The sequence below is a fragment of the Neobacillus sp. PVCKKU3 genome (genome assembly GCF_058323225.1).
Genome location: NZ_JBLVQN010000045.1, coordinates 1 through 23,815 on the forward strand (window position 1 = coordinate 1; position 23,815 = coordinate 23,815).

Sequence of the window (23,815 nt, forward strand, 5' to 3'; positions counted from 1 at the left end):
TTTTTTTAAAGAGGAGGTCAAATATGAGTATAAGTTTTATAATTACGATACTCCTAATTGGATTTGTAGGATCATTTATTTCTGGAATGTTAGGAATAGGCGGTGCCATCATCAACTTTCCAATGTTGTTATATATTCCTGTCATGTTAGGAGTAGGTCATTTTACAGCACACGAAGTTTCAGGAATTACCGCAATCCAAGTGTTCTTCGCCACCATCGGCGGGGTCTTCGCTTACCGTAAAAGTGGATTTCTGAATAAAAAATTGATTGCCTACATGGGTATTAGCATATTAATTGGAAGTTTTATTGGAGGATTCGGCTCCACACATATGACTGAAAGCGGAATTAATATCGTTTATGGGGTTTTAGCACTGATTGCCGTTATTATGATGTTTGTTCCGAAAAAAGGGATTGATAATATTCCTTTGGAACAAGTTAAATTTAACAAATGGCTATGCAGCACTATTTGCATTTATCGTAGGGATTGGGGCAGGTATTGTAGGGGCAGGAGGAGCCTTTCTGTTAGTTCCGATTATGCTTGTGGTGCTAAAGATTCCTACAAGAATGACTATTGCCTCTTCTTTAGCAATTACGCTCATTTCATCGATTGGAGCCGTTTCGGGAAAAATCTCTACGGGGCAAGTGGAAATCCTCCCTTCACTCATCATGGTAGTTGCCAGCTTAATTGCTTCACCATTAGGAGCGAATGCTGGTAAAAAGATCAATACGAAAGTTCTGCAAATCATTATGGGGTTCTTAATATTCGCTACGGCAGTGAAGACATGGATGAATATTTTATAAACTGAGGTACTATTTAAGAGATATGTAATTTGAGTTCTGGAGAATTAAAGCATATAATTCCAATAGAAATAAACTGAATGAAATGGAGTATTGATATGAAATTATACAATTCTATTTTAGAACTGATTGGTCATACCCCAATTGTAAAGTTAAATCATTTACCCAATCAGGAAGGTGCTTCTGTTTATGTTAAATTGGAATCCTTTAACCCAGGAGGAAGTGTAAAAGACCGTGCTGCTTTTAACATGATTATGCAAGCAGAAAAAGATGGGAAAATTATTCCTGGCAAAACCGTCATCATTGAGCCGACCTCTGGTAATACGGGAATCGGTTTAGCCATGGTGTGTGCCGCAAGGAAGTATCGTTGTATTATTACAATGCCAAGTAATGCCACAGAAGAGAGAATTAAAATTTTAAAAGCATATGGTGCAGAAGTGCATTTAACTCCTTCGGAAAAAGGCATGCGTGGAGCGATTGAAGAGGCTTATCAAATTGCAGAAAATATTCCTGCCCACTTTATTCCGATGCAATTTGAAAACCCTGCCAATTCAGATGCTCATCGTGATACTACAGCGATTGAAATTTATGAATCATTTCAAGGGAATTTAGATGCTTTTGTTTGTACGGCTGGAACAGGCGGAACCGTTACTGGCACTGGTGAAGTGTTAAAAGAAAAAATACCAAATTTAAAGATTTATGTCGTTGAACCTGCCGGGTCTCCTGTTTTATCGGGAGGTTGTCCAGGGCCGCATAAAATCCCAGGTACAGGTCCTGGATTCATTCCTAAAATTCTAAATCAATCCGTTTATGATAAGATTTTATTAATTGAAGATAAAGACGCACAGAACATTGCACGCCGTGTAGCTGCCGAAGAAGGAATTTTAGTCGGAGCCTCCGGGGCAGCATCCATTTACTACGCTTTAGAAATTGCCAAAAAGCTTCCTTCTCAAGCAAATGTTTTAGCACTGGCGCCCGACACTGGTGAACGCTATTTATCATCTGACTTGTTCCCAATTTAAAAAGTGATATTGTCTGAAAAGCTGCTTCGGCAGCTTTTTTTTTTCTGCGAAGAAACACATAGCACTTAATGTCTATTAAAATTAATCCTTGTATATCTATAGGAATTTAAATATATTAGACGAGGAAGATAATGGTGCTTTAAAAGGTTGGTTGAAAAAAGGATAAAAAAACGAAGGTAGCGATAATCCGGCTACCTTCTATTTTAAATTTTATTAGCTTGCATTACTTTCAATATATGTCTCAAAAGCGGGATGAAATTCTTTTTTATAATGATTGTCAGGACACGATTTAATGACAACAGATTTTAATATATTTGAATGTTGAGTTTCCAACACTTTATGGCATTTAGGACAATGTTCAATAAAAAGACGTTTTAAAAAATGCATACCCAGCCTCCTATTCCTCTAATTCCTATGTTTATACTATGAATTATAAACTTTTTTCGTAAATTTTCAACAGGTTTAAATCTAGAAACAAAATTACAGTTGACAACATACCCTGTTGGGTATAATATATAACTTGTCAATGCTTGAATAAACGCTTGTTAATTCCAAACAGAAAACTGCAGTCAGAGGGAGGTAAAACCGGGGAAAAGAGCATGAAAGATATACTAAAAGGAAGCTGTTGATTTGCTAGTAAAAAGTCGATAAAGATGGGTTGACACCCACTTTTATTTTTAATATGATTATACCCGCTGGGGTAATCGAAAAATTCCCCAAATATACAAGGAGGAAACAAAAATGGAATATGTAAATTATCTTATCATTGCGGTGCTGTTGTACTTTGTGATCAAACGCTTTTTGCCAACAAAAGGTGTTAACAATATTTCTACAACAGAATTAAAAGCTGAATTAAATGACAATAGCAAACAATTTGTTGATGTCCGCACACCAGGCGAGTTTAAAGGAAACCATATTAAAGGTTTTAAAAATATCCCTCTTCAGCAGCTTGCGCAAAAAGCAGACAAAGAACTTTCAATGGATAAGGAAGTTGTTGTTATTTGCCAAAGTGGGATGAGAAGCGGGCAGGCTAGTAAGGTTCTTAAAAATATGGGCTATAAAGTAACGAATGTCAGAGGCGGCATGAGTGCTTGGTCTTAAACACTTAAACTAAATTGAAGGAGGACTATTAAATGAAACAAATGACAGTAAAAGAAGTTGAAACATTATTAAACGAAGGAAAGAAATTAAATATTATAGATGTACGTGAAGTGGATGAGGTTGCAGCTGGTAAAATTCCAGGTGCCGTAAACATTCCATTAGGATTAGTTGAATTCCGTATGCATGAATTAGATAAATCAAAAGAGTATATTATGGTATGCCGCTCAGGTGGCAGAAGCGGTCGTGCTACACAGTTTCTTGAAAGCTATGGATTTAACGTGATCAACATGGCTGGTGGAATGCTTGCGTGGGAAGGGAAAGTAGAATAAATTTTTTTAACTATAATAATACCATAGGGGGTAAAGGGAAATGGCAGTAAAGGTGATGACTTCACAAGAAGTTACGAAAAGAGTTTTTAATAAAGAAGAATTGTTTATTTTGGATGTACGTAATGAAAGTGATTTTAACGATTGGAAAATCGAAGGTGAAAACTTTGCGTATGTAAATATTCCTTATTTTGAATTGCTTGATGGAGTGGAAGAAATCCTTGATCAAATCCCAACTGATAAAGAAGTTTTAGTGGTTTGTGCAAAAGAAGGATCATCAGTGATGGTAGCAGAAATGCTCTCAGATGCCGGTTTAAATGTGTCATACCTTGAAGGTGGAATGAAAGCTTGGAGTGAACATTTAGAACCTGTTAAAGTGGGCGACCTAAATGATGGCGGCGAAATTTATCAATTTGTTCGAATCGGAAAAGGTTGTTTATCCTATATGGTGGTATCAAACGGCGAAGCAGCACTAATCGATGCAACACGTATGACCGAAATCTATCTTGATTTTGCTGAAAGCATCGGTGCCAATATTACACACGTATTTGATACGCACCTCCATGCAGACCATATTTCAGGAGGGCGTCAAATCGCCGAAAAAACAGGTGCCACTTATTGGCTGCCTCCAAAAGATGCCACAGAAGTAACATATGATTACCAACCATTAGAAAACGGAAATAAAGTAACAATTGGAAATACTATTATTAATATTCACGCATTGTACTCTCCAGGTCACACGATCGGATCTACTTCCTTTGTAGTGGATGAAAAGTTTTTGCTATCAGGCGACATCTTATTCATTGATTCCATCGGAAGACCTGACCTTGCAGGTTTGGCGGAAGACTGGGTTGGAGATTTAAGAGAAACTCTTTATAAACGTTACAGAGAATTATCAGAAGAGCTCATCGTCCTTCCAGCACACTTTATGATTATTGAAGAATTAAACGATAACGGCAGTGTTGCTGAAAAATTAGGAACATTGTTTGCCAAGAATCATGGTCTAAATATTGAAGACGAAAATGAATTCAGAAAAATGGTAACGGAAAACCTGCCTCCTCAGCCAAATGCGTATCAAGAAATTCGCCAAACCAACATGGGGAAAATCAATCCAGACATCGACAAGCAACGTGAAATGGAAATTGGACCTAACCGCTGTGCAGTTCGATAAAGTTGGATTAAAAACGTTAAACAAAAGGGAACCAGTTTAGGTTCCTTTTATTTTAAGAGTCTGTTAATATTCATTGTTGGTTTTCGTATAGGTACGAGAATTCACAAGCGGAGAATTTCCGGCTATTGTATAAAGAGGATGCTTAACAAGCAAATATAAGGGAAGAAATTCCGATTAACTGCTCTAAATAAGACAAAATCCAGAGATTTGGATCATATAAACGGAAAAACTTCCTTTATTTTTAAGGAAATAAGGGTATTTCCCAATTTAAACGGAATTTCTCCGTTTATTTTTCAAAACACAGTAAAATCAACATTCAGCTATAACAGAGCCTATTTAAAAGGAGGACACCATGGATATTAGCTTTATCATCACGATCTTCCTAATTGGATTTGTTGGATCATTTATTTCAGGAATGTTGGGTATTGGTGGTGCGATCATCAATTTCCCAATGTTATTGTACATTCCCGTTTTACTGGGAGTAGGTCATTTTACAGCCCATGAAGTATCAGGGATTACGGCCATCCAAGTGTTTTTTGCGACAATTGGGGGTGTCTTGGTATACCGTAAAGGAGGATTCCTAAATAAAACGTTAATTGCCTACATGGGAATCAGTATTTTGATTGGAAGCTTTATTGGAGGCTTTGGATCCACTCATATGCCGGAAAGCGGAATTAATATAGTTTATGGAATTTTAGCATTGATTGCCGTCATCATGATGTTTGTTCCAAAACGAGGAATTGATGATATTCCTTTAGAACAAGTAAAATTCAATAAATGGCTTGCAGCCTTCTTCGCCTTTGTCGTCGGAATAGGTGCAGGTATCGTTGGTGCGGGGGGCGCATTTCTGCTCGTCCCCATCATGCTGACTGTTTTAAAAATACCGACTAGAATGACCATTGCTTCTTCCTTGGCCATTACACTTATTTCATCCATTGGAGCTGTTACCGGAAAACTTACAACAGGGCAAGTCGCCATTCTGCCTTCCATTATCATGGTTGTTGCCAGTTTAATTGCTTCTCCAATTGGCGCGAATGTTGGAAAAAGAGTAAATACGAAAGTTTTGCAAATTGTTATGGGCCTTTTAATATTAGCTACCGCAATAAAAACATGGATGGAAATTTTATAAGCTTTTATTAGCAGTGAATGAATTACTTGAAATGGCAGTTAAGCATGGCTTCATTATAAGCCGTGCTTTTTTACATTCTAAAAAATGACATTATTTTGAAAAAACTATGTAGACAAATTATAGTAAATTTAAAGTATAATATGTAATATTACTACTAGAATTTTTGGACGGTCTGTGAAAGGTTACAAAGATGAGTATAATAAAGGATTTTTTGCTGCAGCTGACTCTTACAGTCATTCCCATATTTATTTACTCTACCTTTATTATGGAAAAGGTAAAGAGCGAAAAAAATAAACAAGTCATCATGACCATTCTGTGGGGGATTTCAATAGTACTATGCATGTCCTTTCCCGTAAGTTTTGGTCAAAATGCCAGGTTGGAGTTAAGAATTATCCCCCTTCTTATAGGAAGCCTATACGGAGGATTTTGGTCGAGTATTTTCCTCTCAGGCCTAATCATACTGTATCGACTTAGTTTCGGAATCAGCGTGGGTTTTTATAATACCGTGCTTGTCTTATTATTATTTCTTCCGGTTATCATGTTTTTTCAAAAGTCGTTCAAAAGGGCGAAAAAAGATAACAGGGTTAAAATTGCAGTGGGCCTTTCCTTTTACTACTGTTTAATTGGCCTTACAGTTTTTGGAATGTTAAGAGGTTTTACGTTTGAACATCTAAAAGTACAGATGATTCATTTGATTTTTGCAGTCGTATTTACCTGGTCCTTCACTTTGTTAATTGAAAAAATCAGGGAGATCCACCAGTTGCGGCTAGAGATGCAAGACTCAGAGAAATTGCGAGTGATCAGTGAGTTAACAAGTGTTTTCGCTCATGAAATTAGAAATCCGATGCAGGTGACTCGTGGTTTCCTGCAGCTTCTAGACGAGCCCGATTTGGCTCAAAAGAAGAAGGAATACATTCAACTATCCATTGAAGAGTTAGATCGAGCGAATGAAATTATTAATGATTTCTTATCTTTTGGAAAACCATCCAACCATAAAGAAGTAAGAGTCGATGTAGGGAACCAATTACATCGTGTGGTTAATCTTATTCACAGTTACGCCCTTGGCCATAATGTTGTGATAAGAACAGATATTTTTGAAAACGGTTGGGTTTATGCTAATCCTCAAAAATTAGACCAGTCCTTGATTAATATTTTGAAAAACGCAATCGAGTCGATGCCAAACGGTGGAATGGTGTGGATTTCGTGTGCTTCAAATGAAGATGGCTATTTTAAAATTAGTATTAAGGATCAAGGAATCGGGATGAGCCAAGAGCAAATCGACCGCCTTGGATCTCCGTATTATTCCTTAAAAGAAAGCGGAACGGGACTCGGAATGATGGTAAGCTATCAAATTATCCGTTCGTTTAAAGGTAAGGTCCAAGTGAAAAGCGAAAAAGGAGTGGGGACCGAATTTCTTATTCTTTTGCCTCTGCTAACCTAAGTGCTTGTTACATAATAATAGACTGCCCAAACCTATTGTCGTCATGACCATAGGTTTTTTATTTTGAAAAAATAAATATTTCAAATTCGAGATACTTAACTTGACGATAATTTAACCAGAAGTTATCATGACTACATAAAGTAAAACGAGTTACTAAAAATTACCTAATAAATAAAGATAACCTAAATTTCTATACCAGGGTTAACGGTTTTTCTACCAACAGATGCAAACGAAACAGATAGTGCATGGGCATATGCTCTTCAGCAAACAGAAAGACCTGTTGCATTAAACCTCAGCCGGCAAAACTTACCAGTGTTTAATGAAATAAAAGCAAATCTAGAGAAGCTTTCTAGGGGAGCTTATGTATTAGAAGAAACAAATGCCACACCAGATGTCATTTTAATTGGACCGGTTCCGAAGCATCTTTGGCCGTAAACGTAAAACAGAATTTGAAAAGGATAATTGCGAAAAGTGTCTTAAAACATTCTTGAGTGGACCATTAAAGAAATGGAAAAATTATTATTCAACACAGGAGGAGAACATAATAAAGGTAGGACATATTGGTTTATGAAAAATGGGACTTAACTGAGGGCAAAATTCGCAATGTCTTTATTAATGCGTTACCGTTGTTTAGCTAATGATACATTTTCAGGTAAAGTTGTAGCCGCATTAAGAAATGAATTTGGCGTACACGCTGTCGTAAAGAATTAAAATAAACGAATTTTTTAACAATAGGAGGAAAACAAAAATGAAATTTTTTATTGATACTGCAAACTTAGATGAGATTAAAAAAGCGTATAAAATTGGAGTTCTTTCAGGTGTTACAACCAACCCTTCATTGGTAGCAAAAGAAGGAGTTAAATTTGAAGACCGAATTGCTGAAATCCTAAATGCCGTTCCAGAAGTGGAGTCAGTTTCTGCCGAGGTAACACCTAATGCTTTAACTGCTGACCAAATGATTGCAGAAGCAGACGAGCTTATTAAAATTAACGGCGGCGATAAGAATATCACCATCAAGCTTCCAATGACCCTTGATGGACTAGAGGCTTGCCGCTATTTAACTAAAAAAGGTGTTAAAACCAACGTTACCTTGATTTTTAGTGTGAACCAGGCATTGTTGGCGGCACGTGCAGGTGCTACTTATGTTTCACCATTCTTAGGACGTTTAGATGATATTAATGAAGATGGTGTACAACTTGTCGCAAAAATCGCAGAGATGTTCCGGATTCAAAATCTAGATGCGCAAATCATTGCTGCATCCGTGCGTCATCCAGACCATGTTACCCGTGTAGCGATGGCAGGAGCTCATATTGCAACGATTCCATTCAAGGTCATTGAGCAATTGTCAAAACATCCGTTGACCGATCAAGGACTTGAAAAATTTGCTGCTGACTGGAAGACTGTATAAAAAGCTTTAAAAGCTAAGGGCCTTGTTAATGGGAGAAATCCTCTTGACCAGCCGGGTGTAGAGGTATACAAGAAAAATATGTTCGCGCTTCTAGGAAAACCAGGTTATGAAGCAGAAAGAGAAAAATTACAAAAACGTATTTCTAAATAATAGTAAATGAAAGCAACCTTGTTTCAAATAAGGTTGCTTTTTCGTTACCTATCATATCTGCTACCACTTGTTTAAAAATTTGTGAGTACGAAAGCTTTCTAAAATTTAGAATGTAAAATAAAAAAAAAGAAATAATAGGAGGTGTATCAATATGGGCTTTCTATCCAAATTATTTGGAAATCATCAGAAAAGGAGAATAAAAAAATGACAAATGTTAAACTAGCAGTTATTTATTACAGCATGGGTGGAACAAACTATCAATTAGCAAGATGGGCAGAAGAAGGTGCTAAAGAAGCAGGAGCCGAAGTAAAAGTATTAAAAGTACCTGAACTTGCTCCGCAATCCGCTATCGAGGGGAATCCGGTTTGGAAAGCTACAGTTGAAAAAACAAAAGATGTACCAGAGGTTAAATTAGACGACTTAGAATGGGCAGATGCAATTATATTCAGCGTACCAACTAGATTTGGTAATATGCCATCACAAATGAAACAATTCCTAGATACTACAGGTGGACTTTGGTTTAATGGAAAACTTGTAAATAAAGTTGTTAGTGCAATGTCATCAGCGCAAAATGCTCACGGCGGTCAAGAGGCAACTATTTTATCACTATATACAACGATGTATCATTGGGGTGCAATTGTGGCTGCTCCTGGGTATACTGATCCGGTTACATTTGGAGCTGGTGGAAACCCATATGGAACAAGTGTTACTGTTGGTCAAGATGGAAAAATGATTGAAGATGTTCAAGCAGCTGTAAAACATCAAGCAAAGCGTACTGTTACAGTGGCAGAATGGGTAAAAAAAGCAAATCAATAAACGGAATTAATATAAAATTAAGAGAGCTAATCAAAGAAAGAGAGGATTGGCTCTCTTTTTTTATTAGCCCAGGGTTAATAGAAGCGGTGCAAATTTACTGTTTAACAAGTGTGGCAATAACATATAAAATAGAAGAACCCTTGCCATAGCAAGGGTTTCTTTAGCGTCCCGAAGAGGATTCGAACCTCCGACCTACAGTTTAGGAAACTGTTGCTCTATCCTGCTGAGCTATCGGGACATATAAATTTGTGGAACGTTTATAATTATAATTCGAACAGCGAAAAAGGTCAATAAAGAAGTTTAGCGAATTGGTAGTTCCTTAATTTTTTTGGTGTTTCCGTTTCCTTTTTCCCGGAAAATTAACCAGACGATAAGACTTAGCGAGATTAACAGCCCTTCAAGCGATAAAATATAGTATGGATATGGCCCCAAGACGTCTAATAAACTTGCTGTTTTCGGTTTGTGGCTTAAATACATATAATTTCCGCCGACAAGTTTATTGATCCACATGATGATTGGCATCAACACATTTAAGAAAACAAAAAGCTTTACGACAGACCAAATAGTGGGGCGGTAGCCCTTAACCCAAGTGAAATAGAACACTACCCAGATGTCCATCAAATGCGTGTAAAAGAAATGAAAGAAACGAAAATGCGGGAAGTCAAAGTTTAAGGCTGGGGTGAAAATGGCCTGTGACGCACCCAAAAGTGCTGTGAACAATAAAATTTCGTATATGATTTTCTTTCTAGTTAGTAACAAAAGTACAGTCAAAATTAAGCTGATGCTGCAAAGTTCTAATGGAATGGCGTGACTAACGTCCCAGTCTCTGTTTATATACATCCAGAAATGATAGGTCAGTTCAATTAAAATTAACGAGAAAGCTGCCCCAATTTCTACTTTTCTCCATTTGTTTTTGTCGAAAAATTTTTCCCGATTTACAAAGATTGAAGTGGATCCTGCTAGTAAGATGGCAATGATCATCCAATGACTGATCGAGAACATTTCAAAATCAAAGTCTTTATAGCTGCCCCCGAACCAATCCAACGATACCATCTCCTTTTGCCATTGGTTTTTTAATACTTCTAAGTATATTATGACCATTTTATATTCTGCATGTAAGGACCTATCGGTTTGCAAATTATTATAAAAATTTACAATAATATTTCTGAATTTGTATCGTAGGACTTACATATTATGAAAATTGAAAACGTTACCAAAGTTGCGGGAATTAAGTACCTTTTGACTACTGGAAAATTTTGATATGTTTGAATAGTACGATTTTATTAGGAGGGATGCTCTTGTTAAAAGTATTATCTAAAACGGGTCTAACATTGGCATTGGCGGGAAGTATCGCATTGGCAGGATACCAGCCGGGCGGGGAAGCAAAACAGGCTTCTAGTACATATAGTTTAAGTTTGGCGCATTATGTAGGTGCGGCTCCGGAACTAGCTGAAAAAGCTAAGAAGCTGGGAAAAGATCTTTCAAAGGTTGACCCTGCGGAAAAACTGGCGAATCAAGGGGCAAAATTCCAGCAGGCTGGTGACAATCATGTTGCCTACCGTGACGCAAAAGGTGATGTGCCAGTACTTGTTATTCTAGCTAAATATAAAGATGGGGACGAGCCGATTGGGGACCTGCAAGGACAAGTGCCAGCGCATTACTATGAGGATTTGATTTTTGGTAATGAGTATAACCCTTATGAATTAGATTATTTCAAACAATATGCGGAATTTAATGGTGTGAAAGCACCGACCAATCGCACGATGCAAAATGCCTATAAGGAATCCAGTAATGATAGAATCAATCTTGTCCATGACGGTTCTGAAATGGTTTGGGTTGAACTGCCTAAAGGTGCTTCCTATTATTTAGATCAGGAAGGTACGTATGCTGAAAGTGGTAAATACGTTTTAGGTAACGTAAACGGTGATGCCCACACAGGTGAATTTATCCGTGACCTGTTGAAGGCTGCTGATGACCAAATTGATTTTTCAAAGTACGCTGTAAAGGGAGAGGTTCCAAATGTATTCGTTATCCATGAAGGAACGGGTGCGGAGTGGAGCGCTGACCCTGCTCAATTCTGGTCACATAAATGGAGTCTATTAAGTGCGTTGTATTATGGCAAATACTATGAAACTGGTAAACCTGCGGATGTTTATGCTGGGATGAGCCAGGCTGCATGGATTAATAAGACGGTTGCAGAGGATATGACATATGATGGAGTTATCGTCAATAACTACAACATTCAGCCAGCTATCGGCGGGAACGTCGCTGGATTTAACGAAGCTACTGGTGGTTACGACGAAGCATCGAAAACGGGTCCATATCCTGCTACTGCCGGGGTTTATGCCCATGAATTCGGTCACGCTTTAGGATTGCCGGATTTCTATGATACAGCATACTCATCTGAAGGAGTAGGAAACTATTCCATGATGGCAGGTGGCTCTTGGATGCGTTATCCTGATAGTGGGGCTTATTCCGGAAACTCGCCGACCCATTTTGATCCTTTTTCAAAAGTTTTCTTAGGATGGGCTGAGCCTAAAGTGGTAGCACCAGGGGATGGCGTTCAGGAAATTACATTACCGCCAATTAATAAGGCGAGTGCGACAGACGGCATCGTTAAAATGGAAGTCCCAGGTTCCAATGGAACTGAATATTTCTTGTTTGAAAATGTTCAGCAGGACGGCTTTAACAAAGGGCTAATCCGCCAGGGTGCAGATTCCCATGGTTTGGTTGCATGGCATGTTGATGAAAATATCATCAGCCTCTATCAGACTGCCGGTTTCCGTCCGAATAACGTAGAAAACTGGATGAACAAACGCTTCCAATACAACCAGTCAACGAAAGCCAGCGACGGTACAGTTGTTACTCACTATGGATTATCTGTCGTGCAGGCGGACGGAAAATATGACTTAGAGAAAAATAAAAACCGTGGTGATGCAGGGGACTTCTTTAAGACCGGTTCCAAGATTACCCCAACTACGTCCAATGTCCATACTGGTTCATATTATTTCTGGAAGGGCAATAGCGCAACACCGGCCGATTCTGGAATCCATGTAACCGATATTAAAGAGAATGGTGATGGTTCCATTACCGCGAAGTTCTTCTATAGTACGAATGAAGGTACAAAATAATAGAAAAAAGAGGAAACCTGGGCAATTTTTTTAGCTCAGGTTTCTTGCGTTTTTCATAATATTAGTTTATTAAAAAACAAGCTAATAAATTTTAAGATTTTGAAAATGTAGACTACAAAAATCAGGTGAAGTTCCTAATAAAGGGTATTGAAGCCCGAACCAGAAGAAAATCCACCGGTTCGGTAGCCAATAAAGGGTATTGGAGCCCGAACCCAAGAAAAATCCACCGGTTCGGTAGCCAATAAAGGGTATTGGAGCCCGAACCCAAGAAAAATCCACCGGTTCGGTAGCCAATAAAGGGTATTGGAGCCTGAACCCAAGAAAAATCCACCGGTTCGGTAGTCAATAAAGGGTATTGGAGCCCGAACCCAAGCAAAATCCACTGGTTCGGTAGCCAATAAAGGGTATTGGAGCCCGAACCCAAGCAAAATCCACCGGTCCGGTAGCCAATAAAGGGTATTGAAGCCCGAACCAGAAGAAAATCCACCGGTTCGGTAGCCAATAAAGGGTATTGGAGCCCGAACCCAAGAAAAATCCGCCAGTTCGGTAGCCAATAAAGGGTATTGAAGCCTGAACCCAAGAAAAATCTACCGGTCCGGTAACCAAGATAGTTTTTTCTACCAACAAAAAATCCCCCCAATTATGATATAATTGTTTGTCGAAGATAATCGAAAGTTTTTAAACGGTGGAGGAAATTATGACAGCATACACGCCGATGATACAGCAATATTTAGCAGTTAAGGCAGATTACAAGGATGCCTTTTTATTTTTTCGCTTAGGCGACTTTTATGAAATGTTTTTCGAGGATGCCATTAATGCATCCCAGGAATTAGAGATAACCTTAACCAGCCGCGAAGGCGGTACAGAGGAACGAATTCCGATGTGCGGCGTTCCTTACCATTCAGCGGCCAATTATATTGAACAATTAGTTGCAAAGGGCTACAAGGTGGCGATTTGCGAACAAACCGAGGATCCGAAACAGGCCAAAGGGGTCGTGCGCCGGGAAGTGGTCCAGCTAATCACCCCGGGTACGGTGATGGACGGCAAAGGGTTAACAGATAAAGAGAATAACTATATTGCCTCGGTTACCGCTTTCGACGATACCACATACGGACTAGCATATAACGATATTTCCACAGGTGAAAGCAGAGTAACTCTACTGACTAATTTTGATGAGGTACTGAACGAACTGGCTGTTTTGGGCGCTAAGGAAGTCGTGGTTGCAAGTAATTTTGACGGCGAACTTCAGAAGAAGATGCGCGAACGAGATGTACTGGCCATTTCTTTTGAGGATAATAGTTCAATAGAGATGAATTTTGCCAACCTGCTCGAGGATTTAAATCAGGATAAATTGAAGCAGACGGCAGCAAGGCTGTTTCACTATCTATACCGCTCGCAAAAGAGGAGCCTTGACCATCTTCAGCCTGTCACAACCTATCAAATCCATCAATTTATGAAAATTGATTACTATTCGAAGCGCAACTTGGAATTAACCGAGACGATTCGCTCGAAAGGGAAGAAAGGTTCCTTATTATGGCTGTTGGATGAAACGATGACAGCAATGGGCGGCAGGACATTAAAGCATTGGATTGACCGGCCGTTGATTGACCGTGAACAAATAGAGCATCGCCATACATTGGTGGAAGTTCTCATGAACCATTATTTTGAGCGTCAGGAGCTTCGTGAAAAATTAAAGGAAGTTTATGATTTGGAACGTTTGGCGGGCCGAGTTGCATTTGGTAATGTAAACGCCCGTGATTTGGTGCAATTAAAGTATTCGCTCCTGCAGGTACCATTTTTAAAAGAAATTCTTCTCAACATGCAGGATTCGAGAGTGAATGAAATTGCTGAAAAATTGGATCCGTGTGAGGAAGTTACCGATTTATTAGAGCAGGCGATTGTCGAGAATCCGCCGCTTTCGTTAAAAGAGGGAAATATCATCCTGGACGGCTATAATGACCAGCTTGACCAGTATCGTGATGCCAGCCGCAACGGCAAAACGTGGATTGCCCAGCTGGAGCGGGAAGAGCGCGAGAAAACCGGTATCAAGTCCTTAAAGGTCGGTTACAACCGTGTGTTTGGCTATTATATAGAAGTAACAAGAGCGAACCTTCATCTTTTGGAGGAAGGCCGGTATGAGCGGAAGCAGACCTTAACAAATGCGGAACGCTTTATTACACCTGAATTAAAGGAAAAAGAAGCGTTAATTTTACAAGCGGAAGAAAAAATTGGCGAGCTTGAATACGAATTGTTTACGGAAATCCGTGAAACGGTGAAGGAATACATTCCACGTCTGCAAGCTTTGGCGAAAACCGTGAGTGGGCTGGATGTGCTGCAATGTTTTGCCCAGGTGAGCGAAGACCGCCGCTATGTCAAACCGCAGTTTTCATCAGAACGTCGGGTTGTCGTGAAGGACGGCCGCCACCCTGTGGTTGAAAAGGTGTTAAATACTCAGGAATATGTGCCGAACGACTGTTTTATGGACAGCGACCGTGAAGTGCTGCTGATTACCGGTCCAAATATGTCCGGTAAAAGTACGTATATGCGCCAGATTGCCTTGACAGCTATCTTAGCACAAATCGGCTGTTATGTACCGGCTTCAGAAGCAGTGCTGCCGATTTTTGACCAAGTCTTTACCCGCATCGGGGCAGCGGATGATCTGATTTCCGGACAAAGTACCTTTATGGTGGAAATGCTTGAAGCGAAGAATGCCATCGCCAATGCGACGCAAAACAGCTTGATTTTATTCGATGAAATCGGCCGCGGGACGTCCACTTATGACGGGATGGCACTAGCACAGGCAATCATCGAGTATATTCATACTCGTATCGGGGCGAAAACCCTATTTTCTACGCACTATCACGAATTGACGGTATTGGAAGAAGAGCTTTCCAAACTGAAAAATATCCATGTCAGCGCGATTGAGCATCATGGCAAGGTTGTCTTTTTACACAAAATTAAGGAAGGTCCAGCGGATAAGAGCTATGGAATTCATGTGGCTCAGCTGGCTGAGCTTCCGGCTGAATTAATTGCAAGGGCAAATGAGATTTTGACTGCTTTTGAACAGCAGCCAGGGGGACCTGGGGAAGTGAAAGAACAACGAGTGGTCGAGGCTGCTCCGGCTGCAGTTCAGGAATCAAAAGCAGCGGCGGCTAATCAACTGGTTCCAGATCATCTCACCCAGCTCTCGTTCTTTGATGAACCGAAGGAAACGAAGAAACCAGAGCTTTCTACCAAAGAAAAGAAGGTTCTTGATAAAATTAAGGAACTGGATTTATTGGATGTGACACCTCTCCAGGCGATTAACGTGTTGTTCGAACTGCAGAAAAAATTAAAGTAGTTTTTTTAGGAGGCGGAATGCATGGGGAAGATTATCCAGCTAGATGATGCCCTGTCTAATAAAATAGCGGCGGGTGAAGTAGTCGAACGCCCCGCCTCTGTTGTCAAAGAATTGGTCGAAAACGCCATTGATGCCGGCAGTACGGTGGTTGAGATTGAGGTCGAAGAAGCGGGACTTGCGAAAATCCGCATCACCGATAATGGCAATGGAATTGAAGAGGATGACGTTTTGCTCGCTTTTCAGCGCCATGCCACGTCAAAAATAAAAAATGAAAATGACCTGTTCCGGATTCGGACATTAGGTTTCCGCGGTGAGGCCCTGCCGAGTATCGCCTCTGTTTCGAGACTTGAGCTGAAAACTTCAACCGGTGAAGGTGCCGGGAATCGCGTGGTGATCGAGGGCGGTAAGGTTGAAACTTTTGAAAAAGCTTCAAGTAGACGGGGAACGGATATTACCATCACTGATTTGTTTTTCAACACGCCTGCTCGCCTGAAATACATGAAGACGATTCACACAGAGCTAGGGAATATCACCGATGTCGTCAACCGCTTGGCCCTTTCTCATCCAGAGGTGGCGTTCCGCTTGATTCACAATGAGCGGAAGCTCCTGCAAACGAACGGAAACGGCGATGTCCGCCAGGTTCTTGCCTCCATTTACGGGATGAGCATCGCCAAACAGCTGGTGCCGATTTCGGGTACCTCGCTGGATTATAAAGTGAGTGGATTTGCTTCCATGCCTGAGGTGACAAGGGCTTCAAGGAACTATATCTCGACGATGATTAACGGCCGGTTTATTAAAAATTATTCACTGGCTAAGGCTATTACCGAAGGGTACCATACGCTGTTGCCGATTGGACGGTATCCAATCGTGCTTCTCAATATCGAGATGGATCCGCTGCTCGTGGATGTGAACGTTCATCCGTCGAAAATGGAGGTCCGCTTTAGTAAAGAAGCAGAGATGAACGAACTAGTTACTTCTATTATAAAAAATGCATTTAAATCGAAGGTGCTGATTCCTACAGCCTATACGAAAAGAGAGGAACCTAAGACGGAGCAAACGGCTTTAGCGCTTGATGAGGGAACCTCTCCTGCTCGTTCTTCCTCTTCCTCTGGCTTTGGCGGGGAGCGGCCGACTGCTATTGCTGAGTCGTTTTTTACAAAAATGAAAGAAGAACCCGTGCGGGAAACTGACTTTTCGAATAGGAAAGAGGAATTCGTCCCGCAACCTGAAGTTGGAATACCTTTTTTTAGGGAAATGGAAAAAGTTAAACCGACTAGTGACAGGGAATATGATTCATTTGAAGATGAGGAAATTCCTCAACACGAGCCCGAGGATTACCCTGAAGTGGAGCCAGCTGTAGAGACAGAGAGCAGGGTCCCACGGATGTATCCGATCGGGCAAATGCACGGAACGTATATTTTTGCACAAAATGAAAATGGCTTATATATCATCGATCAGCATGCTGCGCAAGAACGGCTTAAGTATGAGTATTTCCGAGAAAAAGTCGGTCGGGTTGCTCCGGAGCTGCAGGAGATGCTGGTCCCGTTGACTTTTGAATATTCAACAGATGATTATATTAAAATTACCGAGCATAAGGATGAGCTTGAAAAGGTCGGTGTTTTCCTCGAAGAGTTCGGTATCAATAGTTTCATTGTCCGCTCCCATCCTCAATGGCTGCCAAAGGGGCAGGAGAAGGAAATCATTGAGGAAATGGTTGAGCAGCTGTTATTAATGAAAAAAGTGGATATTAAAAAACTTCGCGAGGAAGCGGCTATCATGATGAGCTGTAAAGCCTCCATCAAAGCGAACCGCCATTTGCGGGATGATGAGATCCAAGCGCTTCTCGACGATCTGCGAAAGGCGTCCGATCCGTTCACCTGCCCGCATGGCAGGCCGATTATCGTACATTACTCTGTGTACGAGATGGAGAAAATGTTTAAACGTGTGATGTAGACTTAATTAGCTTAGTTGCGAAACGGGACATATGGCCCTAGATACGGAAACGCCGGTGGATATCCGTAGAGCGTTGGAATCAAATGATACTGGTGATGTCCAACGTGGATGTAATTATGATTCTGGATGGGTTGGTTCCAGGGACCAACCATAGGTGCATGGACACCTGAGTAAATTGCCCAGTTTGGTCCGGTTATGATATGGGTCATGCTATCACCAACTTTTTGGATTTTTACATTATATGTTTTAAGATTTTGAATGTCTGCTTAAGAAGGCAGCGAAAGTCCAATTCGCGAACGAATTGGGCTTTTTATTTTGTTTTAAATAGGCATTTAGGGGTTCGTTGATTAATAAAGTGTTCTAATTTTGCCTGTGGTGCGAAATTTGGTGGGTTCCTGGTAAGAATAGAAGAGTTATTTTGCCCGTGGACCAGTTTCAGATGGGATAATGGTAAAAATAGTGGCGCTATATTGCCCGAGAGCCAGTGTCGGATAGAGAAACGGTAAAAATAGGGCGATTTATTTTGCCCGGGGGCCAGAATTAGGTGGGGTGACGGGCAAAATAGGGGCGTTATATTGCTTGAGAACCAGTAGAGGATGGGGTAACGGTAAAAATAGGGGCGTTATATTGCCCAAGAGCCAGTGTCGAATAGGGTAACAGTAAAAATAGGTCCGTTATATTGCCCGGGGGCGATTATTAGATGGATGAACGGTAAAAATAGAGCAGTTATTTTGCCTGAGAACTGTCTCTAAAATGAAAATAGGTAAAATAACCCTAGTTGCCGATTCCTAATGAAACAGTAAACTCAAAGGGATTGCGAAAATTGCAACAAAATAACCTTAAAACGTATTGGAATGATTTAACATTGGTGAAATAATAATATTGTAAGGATTGACCATTTGAAAAAATGGGGGTATTGCCTTGATTGCCTTTAGTCTATTAAGTATATTTTTACCTGCAGTTTTGCTTATTTTTATTGTTGTTTCTGTAGTGAAATACAAAGACAAGGGGGGAGAGGCTGTGATTCGCCATCTTTATACGTATTTGGTGTTATTTGCAACCCTGATGATGGTCATCGGAGGCGGGATCTCGATTTTTATGGCAGCCGCTGATTTGATTAGTCCGCCGGGCTATTATCAAAGCTATGAAGATTTTAAAATGATGAAAGAAAGCGGTAAGATTCCGAACGAAAATGGAGAGAAATTGTCAGAGAAAGAACTACGTGCTAACTACGAACAGGCCGTCGAAGACCAAAAGAACCAAACACGAGAGCAAGCCAAAAACCAAATTATCAAAAGCCTAGGATTCATCATCATTCCGCTGCCGATTTTTCTATATTTTAATAGTTTGAGAAAAAAACAGAGTGATATTTAAATAAAAAAGCCGCATTCTCCTGCGAATTTAGGAGAGAATGCGACTTTTTTTGGTGAAAAACTAAAATTGCCATTTTAAAACTAACTTCTAGTTTGAGGTATCAAATATATCAGCGAATTTTTCCAACATATCAGCGAATTGCAGATTATATCAGCGAATTTCGCAATATATCAGCGAATCCAATTTTTCAATCCAAAAATACCCCTATTTCACCGCAACCTGAATCTTACTCATATACTGCAATGCCTTCCCGGTGCCGATGGCGACTGACTCAAGCGGACTAGGTGCCAGCTGGACAGGTACAAAAATTTCGCTGCTCAGCCATGCCTCCATCCCGTTCATAAGCGCACCGCCGCCTGTGATAATCACACCTCGATCGACGATATCTCCGCTCAACTCGGCCGGGCTGTCTTCAAGTGTGGCACGGATGACCTCTAAAATATGCAATAGTGATTCCTTCATCGCACTACGAATTTCGTAGGATGAAAGTTTAATAGTTTTTGGCAGACCAGTCAGTAAGTCACGTCCACGGACATCCATGAACTTTTCTTCATGGTCGATTAACGCAAAACCGATTTCCATTTTCACATTTTCTGCCGTTCTTTCACCGATTAACACATTGTATTCCTTGCGAACATGCTGAATAATATCATCATCAAGACGGTCGCCTCCGATTTTAATGGAATGGAAAGCAACCACGCCTCCGAAGGAAATAATCGCAACCTCTGTGTTGCCGCCGCCGATATCGACAACCACATTGGCAACCGGCTCGTCGATTGGCATGCCTGCCCCAATCGCAGCAGCAACTGGCTCTTCAATCAAAGTAATCTTTTTGGCTCCGGCGTTCCTCACGGCATCCTGAATTGCCCTTCTCTCAACACTTGTCGAACCGGACGGAATGCAGACCACGACATTTGGCTTTCGCATTGCAAAACCAATCTTTTTAGATGCCATTTTCATGATTTGTTTAAGCATTTCTGTTGTGACATCAAAGTCAGCAATGACACCATCTTTTAACGGGCGGACTGCCACGATTTTCTCTGGCGTTTTCCCTATCATTTCTTTCGCTTCTGTACCGACAGCAACGATATTTTTCGTTACGGTATCTATAGCCACAACGGATGGCTCGTTTACGGCAATTCCCTTATTTTTGCTATAAACCAATGTATTTGCAGTACCTAAATCAATTCCAATATCAAAAGTAGATAACATTCTATTCACCTAATTTCTAATTTTTCTTCATCCAATGACAAAATACGATTAATTTTTACAAAATATCCTACGTATTAGCCTACCATGAATCTGGGGGTGGAAAGCGTTTTGTAAAATAACCGTTATCTTTTTGTAAATAGACGAAATGTAATTCTTACAATTGAAATATAAATTCCTCTTCAAAAAGTGCATAGAAAAGAATATTATTGTATATACTTATTTGATGTTCAACTGCTTTTTAAAATTATGATACGATAAAGGAGAAACGCCCCTATCAGGCGTCGATTGTAAAAAGTGATAAGGCAGTGTGAAAAGATTGGAATTAAATCAGAAATTATTAGTGATCATCGGACCAACCGCTGTGGGAAAAACAAAGCTGAGCATTGAAATGGCTAAATGTTTCAATGGCGAAATCATCAGTGGGGATTCGATGCAAATTTACCGCGGCATGGATATTGGAACGGCGAAAATCAGGAAAGATGAAATGGAAGGGATTCCGCATCATTTAATTGATATAAAGGATCCGGATGAAAATTTTTCCGTTGCTGAATTTCAAACCCTTGTTCGAGCTAAAATAAAGGAGATTGCCGAAAAAGGGAAACTCCCCATCATTGTTGGCGGGACAGGGCTTTATGTTCAATCTGTCATCTATGATTATCAATTTTCCGATGCTTCTGGAGATGACGAATTCCGCAGGCAGCTCGAGGAACGGGCGAATAGAGAAGGGAATGAGGCTCTCTATAAGGAACTCTCCGAGGTTGACCCGGAAAGTGCCGCTGAGATTCATCCTAATAATCTCAGAAGGGTGATTCGTGCTCTAGAAATCTTCCATCTTACAGGAAAAACCAGACAGGAATTTCAAAAATCTCAAGCGCCGGACCTGCTTTACCAAACCGCCCTTGTCGGATTAACGATGGACCGTGATAAACTTTATGAGCGAATCAATGCCCGCGTCGATTTAATGATGCAGGAAGGGCTATTGGACGAAGTAAAGGGACTGTACGAACAGGGTTTGCGCGACTGCCAATCTATTCAGGCGATTGGTTATAAAGAGATTTATGACTATCTTGATGGTAAAATATCATTAGAGCAAGCTGCCGAGAACCTAAAGCAAAACTCGCGGCGTTATGCCAAACGGCAGCTTACATGGTTCCGCAACAAGATGGAGGTTGAATGGTTTGATGTGACAAATGTGAACAATTTCGCAAAAAAAATCATGGAAATTTCACAATATGTTGAAGGAAAGCTTCAAGTAAAATCGAATACATATTAGTAGAGATAAAAGAGGAGGATATACAAAATGAAAACAACCATCAATATTCAGGACCAATTTTTAAACCAATGCCGGAAAGACAATACCAATGTGACGGTATTCCTTTTGAACGGCTTCCAGTTAAGAGGCTGTATCAAAGGCTTTGATAATTTTACGGTTTTGTTTGAATCAGAGGGGAAACAGCAATTGGTTTATAAGCATGCCATTTCAACCTTTGCACCGCAAAGAAATGTGCAGTTGGACTTGGAAAATCAATAAATCTTCACCCGTGGGCCCATACAATTTGGGCTCTTTTTTTTTATTTTTATCAAAAGAAAACTTTTTTAATGAATTTCCCGAACGGTGAATACAAATAGAATGAAGGATTATGATTTTCTTGAAATAACTCACCGCAAACAAGAAAGGCATACATTCCTGCAAGCTAATTTACGTATCCTGGTTGCGTTTAGGAGAGGTGAAGGCTTTGGATCAACCGATTCGTATGAAAAGCAATGGCCAAATAAGCGTTTCTCTCAACTCCCAAAAAAGAAAAACAGTAACGAAGACGTTAACTGATTTTCAAGTTGCTCCAAAGGTTATTCCCCCTGAGCATTCCGCCTTAAAGGAAATCGAAGAGGAACTTGGTGCTTTGGTTGGCATGGAAGAAATGAAACGAACGATAAAGGAAATTTATGCATGGATTTATGTCAATAAAAAGCGCGAAGAAATGGGTCTCAAAGCAAAAAAGCAAGCTCTTCATATGATGTTTAAAGGTAATCCGGGAACGGGGAAAACCACAGTCGCACGGCTGATTGGCAAGCTTTTCCAAAAAATGAACGTGCTAACGAAGGGACATTTAATCGAAGCGGAGCGGGCTGACCTCGTTGGGGAGTATATCGGCCATACAGCACAAAAGACGAGGGACTTGGTAAAGAAAGCTCATGGCGGGATATTGTTTATTGACGAAGCTTATTCCTTAGGACGCGGCGGCGAAAAGGATTTTGGCAAAGAAGCAATTGATACTCTCGTGAAGCATATGGAGGATAAACAACATGAGTTTGTCCTCATTCTAGCCGGCTACTCACGAGAAATGGATTACTTTCTATCGTTAAATCCAGGGCTTCATTCCCGTTTTCCATTAGTGATCGATTTCCCGGATTACAATATTGAACAATTAATGCAAATCGGGGCGAAGATGCTGGTTGAAAGGGAATATTCGTTAAGTCATGAGGCAGAAAAGAAAATTAAGGATCATTTAATATGGGTAAAGTCTGTCTTAAGTCCCAATCATTTTTCCAATGGGAGATACGTCCGCAACATCATTGAAAAATCGATTCGGGCCCAGGCGATGAGGCTGTTATTGCAAAACAGTTATGACCGGCACGAATTGATGACAATCCGCAGCAATGACTTGGTGTTTGATGAGGATGGTTAAATAAAAAAATCGACGAGGGCTATCCCCGTCGATTTTTTATTGTCTAGCTGCAAAAGTAATGCTTCGTGAGCATAAGCTACGCACGACTAAAAGCGATAGCTTTTAGGAGGAGCCCCTGGTCAAGGCGCTTCAGCTTTTTTTAGTTCATCCGCTGTAAGCCGTGTGTCGGCAGCTTCCAGTCGTATGTGTAGGAAAGGACACGAAGCGCTGTCACGATAATGAACAATGTATACAATTCCCAAGATTGTGTGGCTATTTTAAGCCCGATGAGGAGCCCGGCAAGAATCGCCCAGACTGCATAGATCTCAGAACGCAGCACAATCGGCTTTCTTCTTGCCAATAAATCTCGGATGATACCGCCGCCGCTTCCTGTTAAAACGGCTGCAACAATCACCGCGCTTAGCGGGTGATTCATATTTGCTGCATAAATGGCACCTTGGATAGCAAATGCAGACAGCCCGATGGCATCGGTGAAATTTCCCCACTTTTGCCAGTGTTTTAAAAGATTAGTTGGAAATAAGAATACGGCCGTAATCGATAATATAGCAACCTGAAAAAATAACCCCTGTTCCCAAATAGCTGAAACCGGTACACCTATTAAAAGATTGCGAATCGCCCCGCCGCCAAAAGCGGTGACAATCCCCAAAATATAAACTCCTAAAATATCATATTTTTCTTCCATGGCCACAATCGCGCCGCTGACCGCAAAAGCGATAGTGCCAATCATGCTTAATACTTCCCATGTCATTTCGTTCC

General features: G+C 40.5%; 19 protein-coding genes, 1 tRNA gene and 4 pseudogenes. 19 read left to right on the forward strand and 5 right to left on the reverse strand.

The annotated features are described in order from the left end of the window. The first annotated feature begins 23 nt into the window (after positions 1-23). From ACNQGS_RS23775 to wrbA, 12 genes and pseudogenes are all read left to right on the forward strand, one after another. Positions 24-801 (forward strand): annotated as a pseudogene (locus ACNQGS_RS23775) (sulfite exporter TauE/SafE family protein). A gap of 95 nt (positions 802-896) precedes the next feature. Beyond that, positions 897-1,820, forward strand: coding sequence for a cysteine synthase A (cysK, locus tag ACNQGS_RS23780; RefSeq protein ID WP_491489488.1), 924 nt, complete (start codon positions 897-899; stop codon positions 1,818-1,820). Between the two features lie 741 nt (positions 1,821-2,561). Next, entirely contained in the window at positions 2,562-2,921 is a 360-nt protein-coding gene (locus ACNQGS_RS23785) for a rhodanese-like domain-containing protein (RefSeq protein ID WP_491489489.1), read from the forward strand. A gap of 32 nt (positions 2,922-2,953) precedes the next feature. Next, positions 2,954-3,250 carry a rhodanese-like domain-containing protein gene (locus ACNQGS_RS23790; protein ID WP_491489490.1) on the forward strand — a complete coding sequence of 99 codons (297 nt, stop codon included), beginning with the start codon at positions 2,954-2,956 and terminating at the stop codon, positions 3,248-3,250. Positions 3,251-3,290: 40 nt separating this feature from the next. After that, positions 3,291-4,418, forward strand: coding sequence for an MBL fold metallo-hydrolase (locus ACNQGS_RS23795; RefSeq protein ID WP_491489491.1), 1,128 nt, complete (start codon positions 3,291-3,293; stop codon positions 4,416-4,418). Between the two features lie 352 nt (positions 4,419-4,770). Beyond that, positions 4,771-5,547, forward strand: a complete 777-nt coding sequence (locus ACNQGS_RS23800) for a sulfite exporter TauE/SafE family protein (protein WP_491489492.1) — start codon at positions 4,771-4,773, stop codon at positions 5,545-5,547. Between the two features lie 190 nt (positions 5,548-5,737). Next, on the forward strand, positions 5,738-6,988 hold the full coding sequence (locus ACNQGS_RS23805; protein ID WP_491489493.1) for an ATP-binding protein: 1,251 nt from the start codon (positions 5,738-5,740) through the stop codon (positions 6,986-6,988). Between the two features lie 189 nt (positions 6,989-7,177). Beyond that, positions 7,178-7,443, forward strand: a pseudogene (locus ACNQGS_RS23810) (transketolase-like TK C-terminal-containing protein); the annotation flags it as partial. Positions 7,444-7,588: 145 nt separating this feature from the next. Beyond that, positions 7,589-7,699: pseudogene (locus ACNQGS_RS23815) on the forward strand (phosphogluconate dehydrogenase (NAD(+)-dependent, decarboxylating)); the annotation flags it as partial. A 37-nt stretch (positions 7,700-7,736) separates the two neighbouring features. Then, positions 7,737-8,396, forward strand: a complete 660-nt coding sequence (fsa, locus tag ACNQGS_RS23820) for a fructose-6-phosphate aldolase (RefSeq protein ID WP_213140697.1) — start codon at positions 7,737-7,739, stop codon at positions 8,394-8,396. Further along, a pseudogene (locus tag ACNQGS_RS23825) lies at positions 8,397-8,546 on the forward strand (glucose-6-phosphate isomerase); the annotation flags it as partial. Positions 8,547-8,750: 204 nt separating this feature from the next. Beyond that, positions 8,751-9,362, forward strand: coding sequence for an NAD(P)H:quinone oxidoreductase (gene wrbA, locus ACNQGS_RS23830; protein ID WP_491489495.1), 612 nt, complete (start codon positions 8,751-8,753; stop codon positions 9,360-9,362). Positions 9,363-9,526: 164 nt separating this feature from the next. Here wrbA and ACNQGS_RS23835 read toward each other — a convergent pair. Next, positions 9,527-9,600: transfer RNA gene (locus ACNQGS_RS23835), tRNA-Arg, on the reverse strand. 62 nt (positions 9,601-9,662) lie between these two features. Beyond that, complete coding sequence (locus ACNQGS_RS23840) at positions 9,663-10,406, reverse strand: YwaF family protein (protein ID WP_491489496.1); 744 nt, start codon at positions 10,404-10,406, stop codon at positions 9,663-9,665. 248 nt (positions 10,407-10,654) lie between these two features. Between ACNQGS_RS23840 and ACNQGS_RS23845 the strand changes: the two genes are divergently transcribed. Continuing rightward, a complete protein-coding gene (locus ACNQGS_RS23845) occupies positions 10,655-12,493 on the forward strand; it encodes a M6 family metalloprotease domain-containing protein (protein ID WP_491489522.1) in 1,839 nt (612 codons plus the stop codon). A 342-nt stretch (positions 12,494-12,835) separates the two neighbouring features. On the opposite strand, the gene ACNQGS_RS23850 is transcribed toward ACNQGS_RS23845, so the two are convergent. Next, entirely contained in the window at positions 12,836-13,117 is a 282-nt protein-coding gene (locus ACNQGS_RS23850; protein ID WP_491489497.1) for a hypothetical protein, read from the reverse strand. A gap of 73 nt (positions 13,118-13,190) precedes the next feature. Between ACNQGS_RS23850 and mutS the strand changes: the two genes are divergently transcribed. From mutS to ACNQGS_RS23865, 3 genes are all read left to right on the forward strand, one after another. Next, positions 13,191-15,833, forward strand: a complete 2,643-nt coding sequence (gene mutS, locus ACNQGS_RS23855) for a DNA mismatch repair protein MutS (RefSeq protein ID WP_491489498.1) — start codon at positions 13,191-13,193, stop codon at positions 15,831-15,833. 21 nt (positions 15,834-15,854) lie between these two features. Continuing rightward, positions 15,855-17,786, forward strand: coding sequence for a DNA mismatch repair endonuclease MutL (gene mutL / locus ACNQGS_RS23860; RefSeq protein WP_491489499.1), 1,932 nt, complete (start codon positions 15,855-15,857; stop codon positions 17,784-17,786). A 1,020-nt stretch (positions 17,787-18,806) separates the two neighbouring features. Continuing rightward, on the forward strand, positions 18,807-19,160 hold the full coding sequence (locus ACNQGS_RS23865; RefSeq protein ID WP_491489501.1) for a hypothetical protein: 354 nt from the start codon (positions 18,807-18,809) through the stop codon (positions 19,158-19,160). Between the two features lie 204 nt (positions 19,161-19,364). Here ACNQGS_RS23865 and mreBH read toward each other — a convergent pair whose 3' ends face one another. Further along, on the reverse strand, positions 19,365-20,372 hold the full coding sequence (gene mreBH / locus ACNQGS_RS23870; protein WP_491489523.1) for a rod-share determining protein MreBH: 1,008 nt from the start codon (positions 20,370-20,372) through the stop codon (positions 19,365-19,367). A 316-nt stretch (positions 20,373-20,688) separates the two neighbouring features. Between mreBH and miaA the strand changes: the two genes are divergently transcribed. The 3 genes from miaA (at position 20,689) to spoVK (ending at position 23,059) form a co-directional block, all read left to right on the forward strand. Beyond that, positions 20,689-21,645 (forward strand): tRNA (adenosine(37)-N6)-dimethylallyltransferase MiaA, encoded by a 957-nt coding sequence (gene miaA, locus ACNQGS_RS23875; protein WP_491489524.1) that lies wholly within the window; start codon positions 20,689-20,691, stop codon positions 21,643-21,645. A gap of 27 nt (positions 21,646-21,672) precedes the next feature. Then, a complete protein-coding gene (gene hfq / locus ACNQGS_RS23880; protein ID WP_213140673.1) occupies positions 21,673-21,903 on the forward strand; it encodes an RNA chaperone Hfq in 231 nt (76 codons plus the stop codon). Positions 21,904-22,108: 205 nt separating this feature from the next. Then, positions 22,109-23,059, forward strand: a complete 951-nt coding sequence (gene spoVK, locus ACNQGS_RS23885; protein WP_491489502.1) for a stage V sporulation protein K — start codon at positions 22,109-22,111, stop codon at positions 23,057-23,059. A gap of 139 nt (positions 23,060-23,198) precedes the next feature. Here spoVK and ACNQGS_RS23890 read toward each other — a convergent pair whose 3' ends face one another. After that, the gene (locus ACNQGS_RS23890; RefSeq protein ID WP_213140672.1) at positions 23,199-23,807 is read right to left on the reverse strand and encodes a trimeric intracellular cation channel family protein; all 609 of its coding nucleotides are present in this window, start codon (positions 23,805-23,807) and stop codon (positions 23,199-23,201) included. Positions 23,808-23,815: the final 8 nt, after the last annotated feature.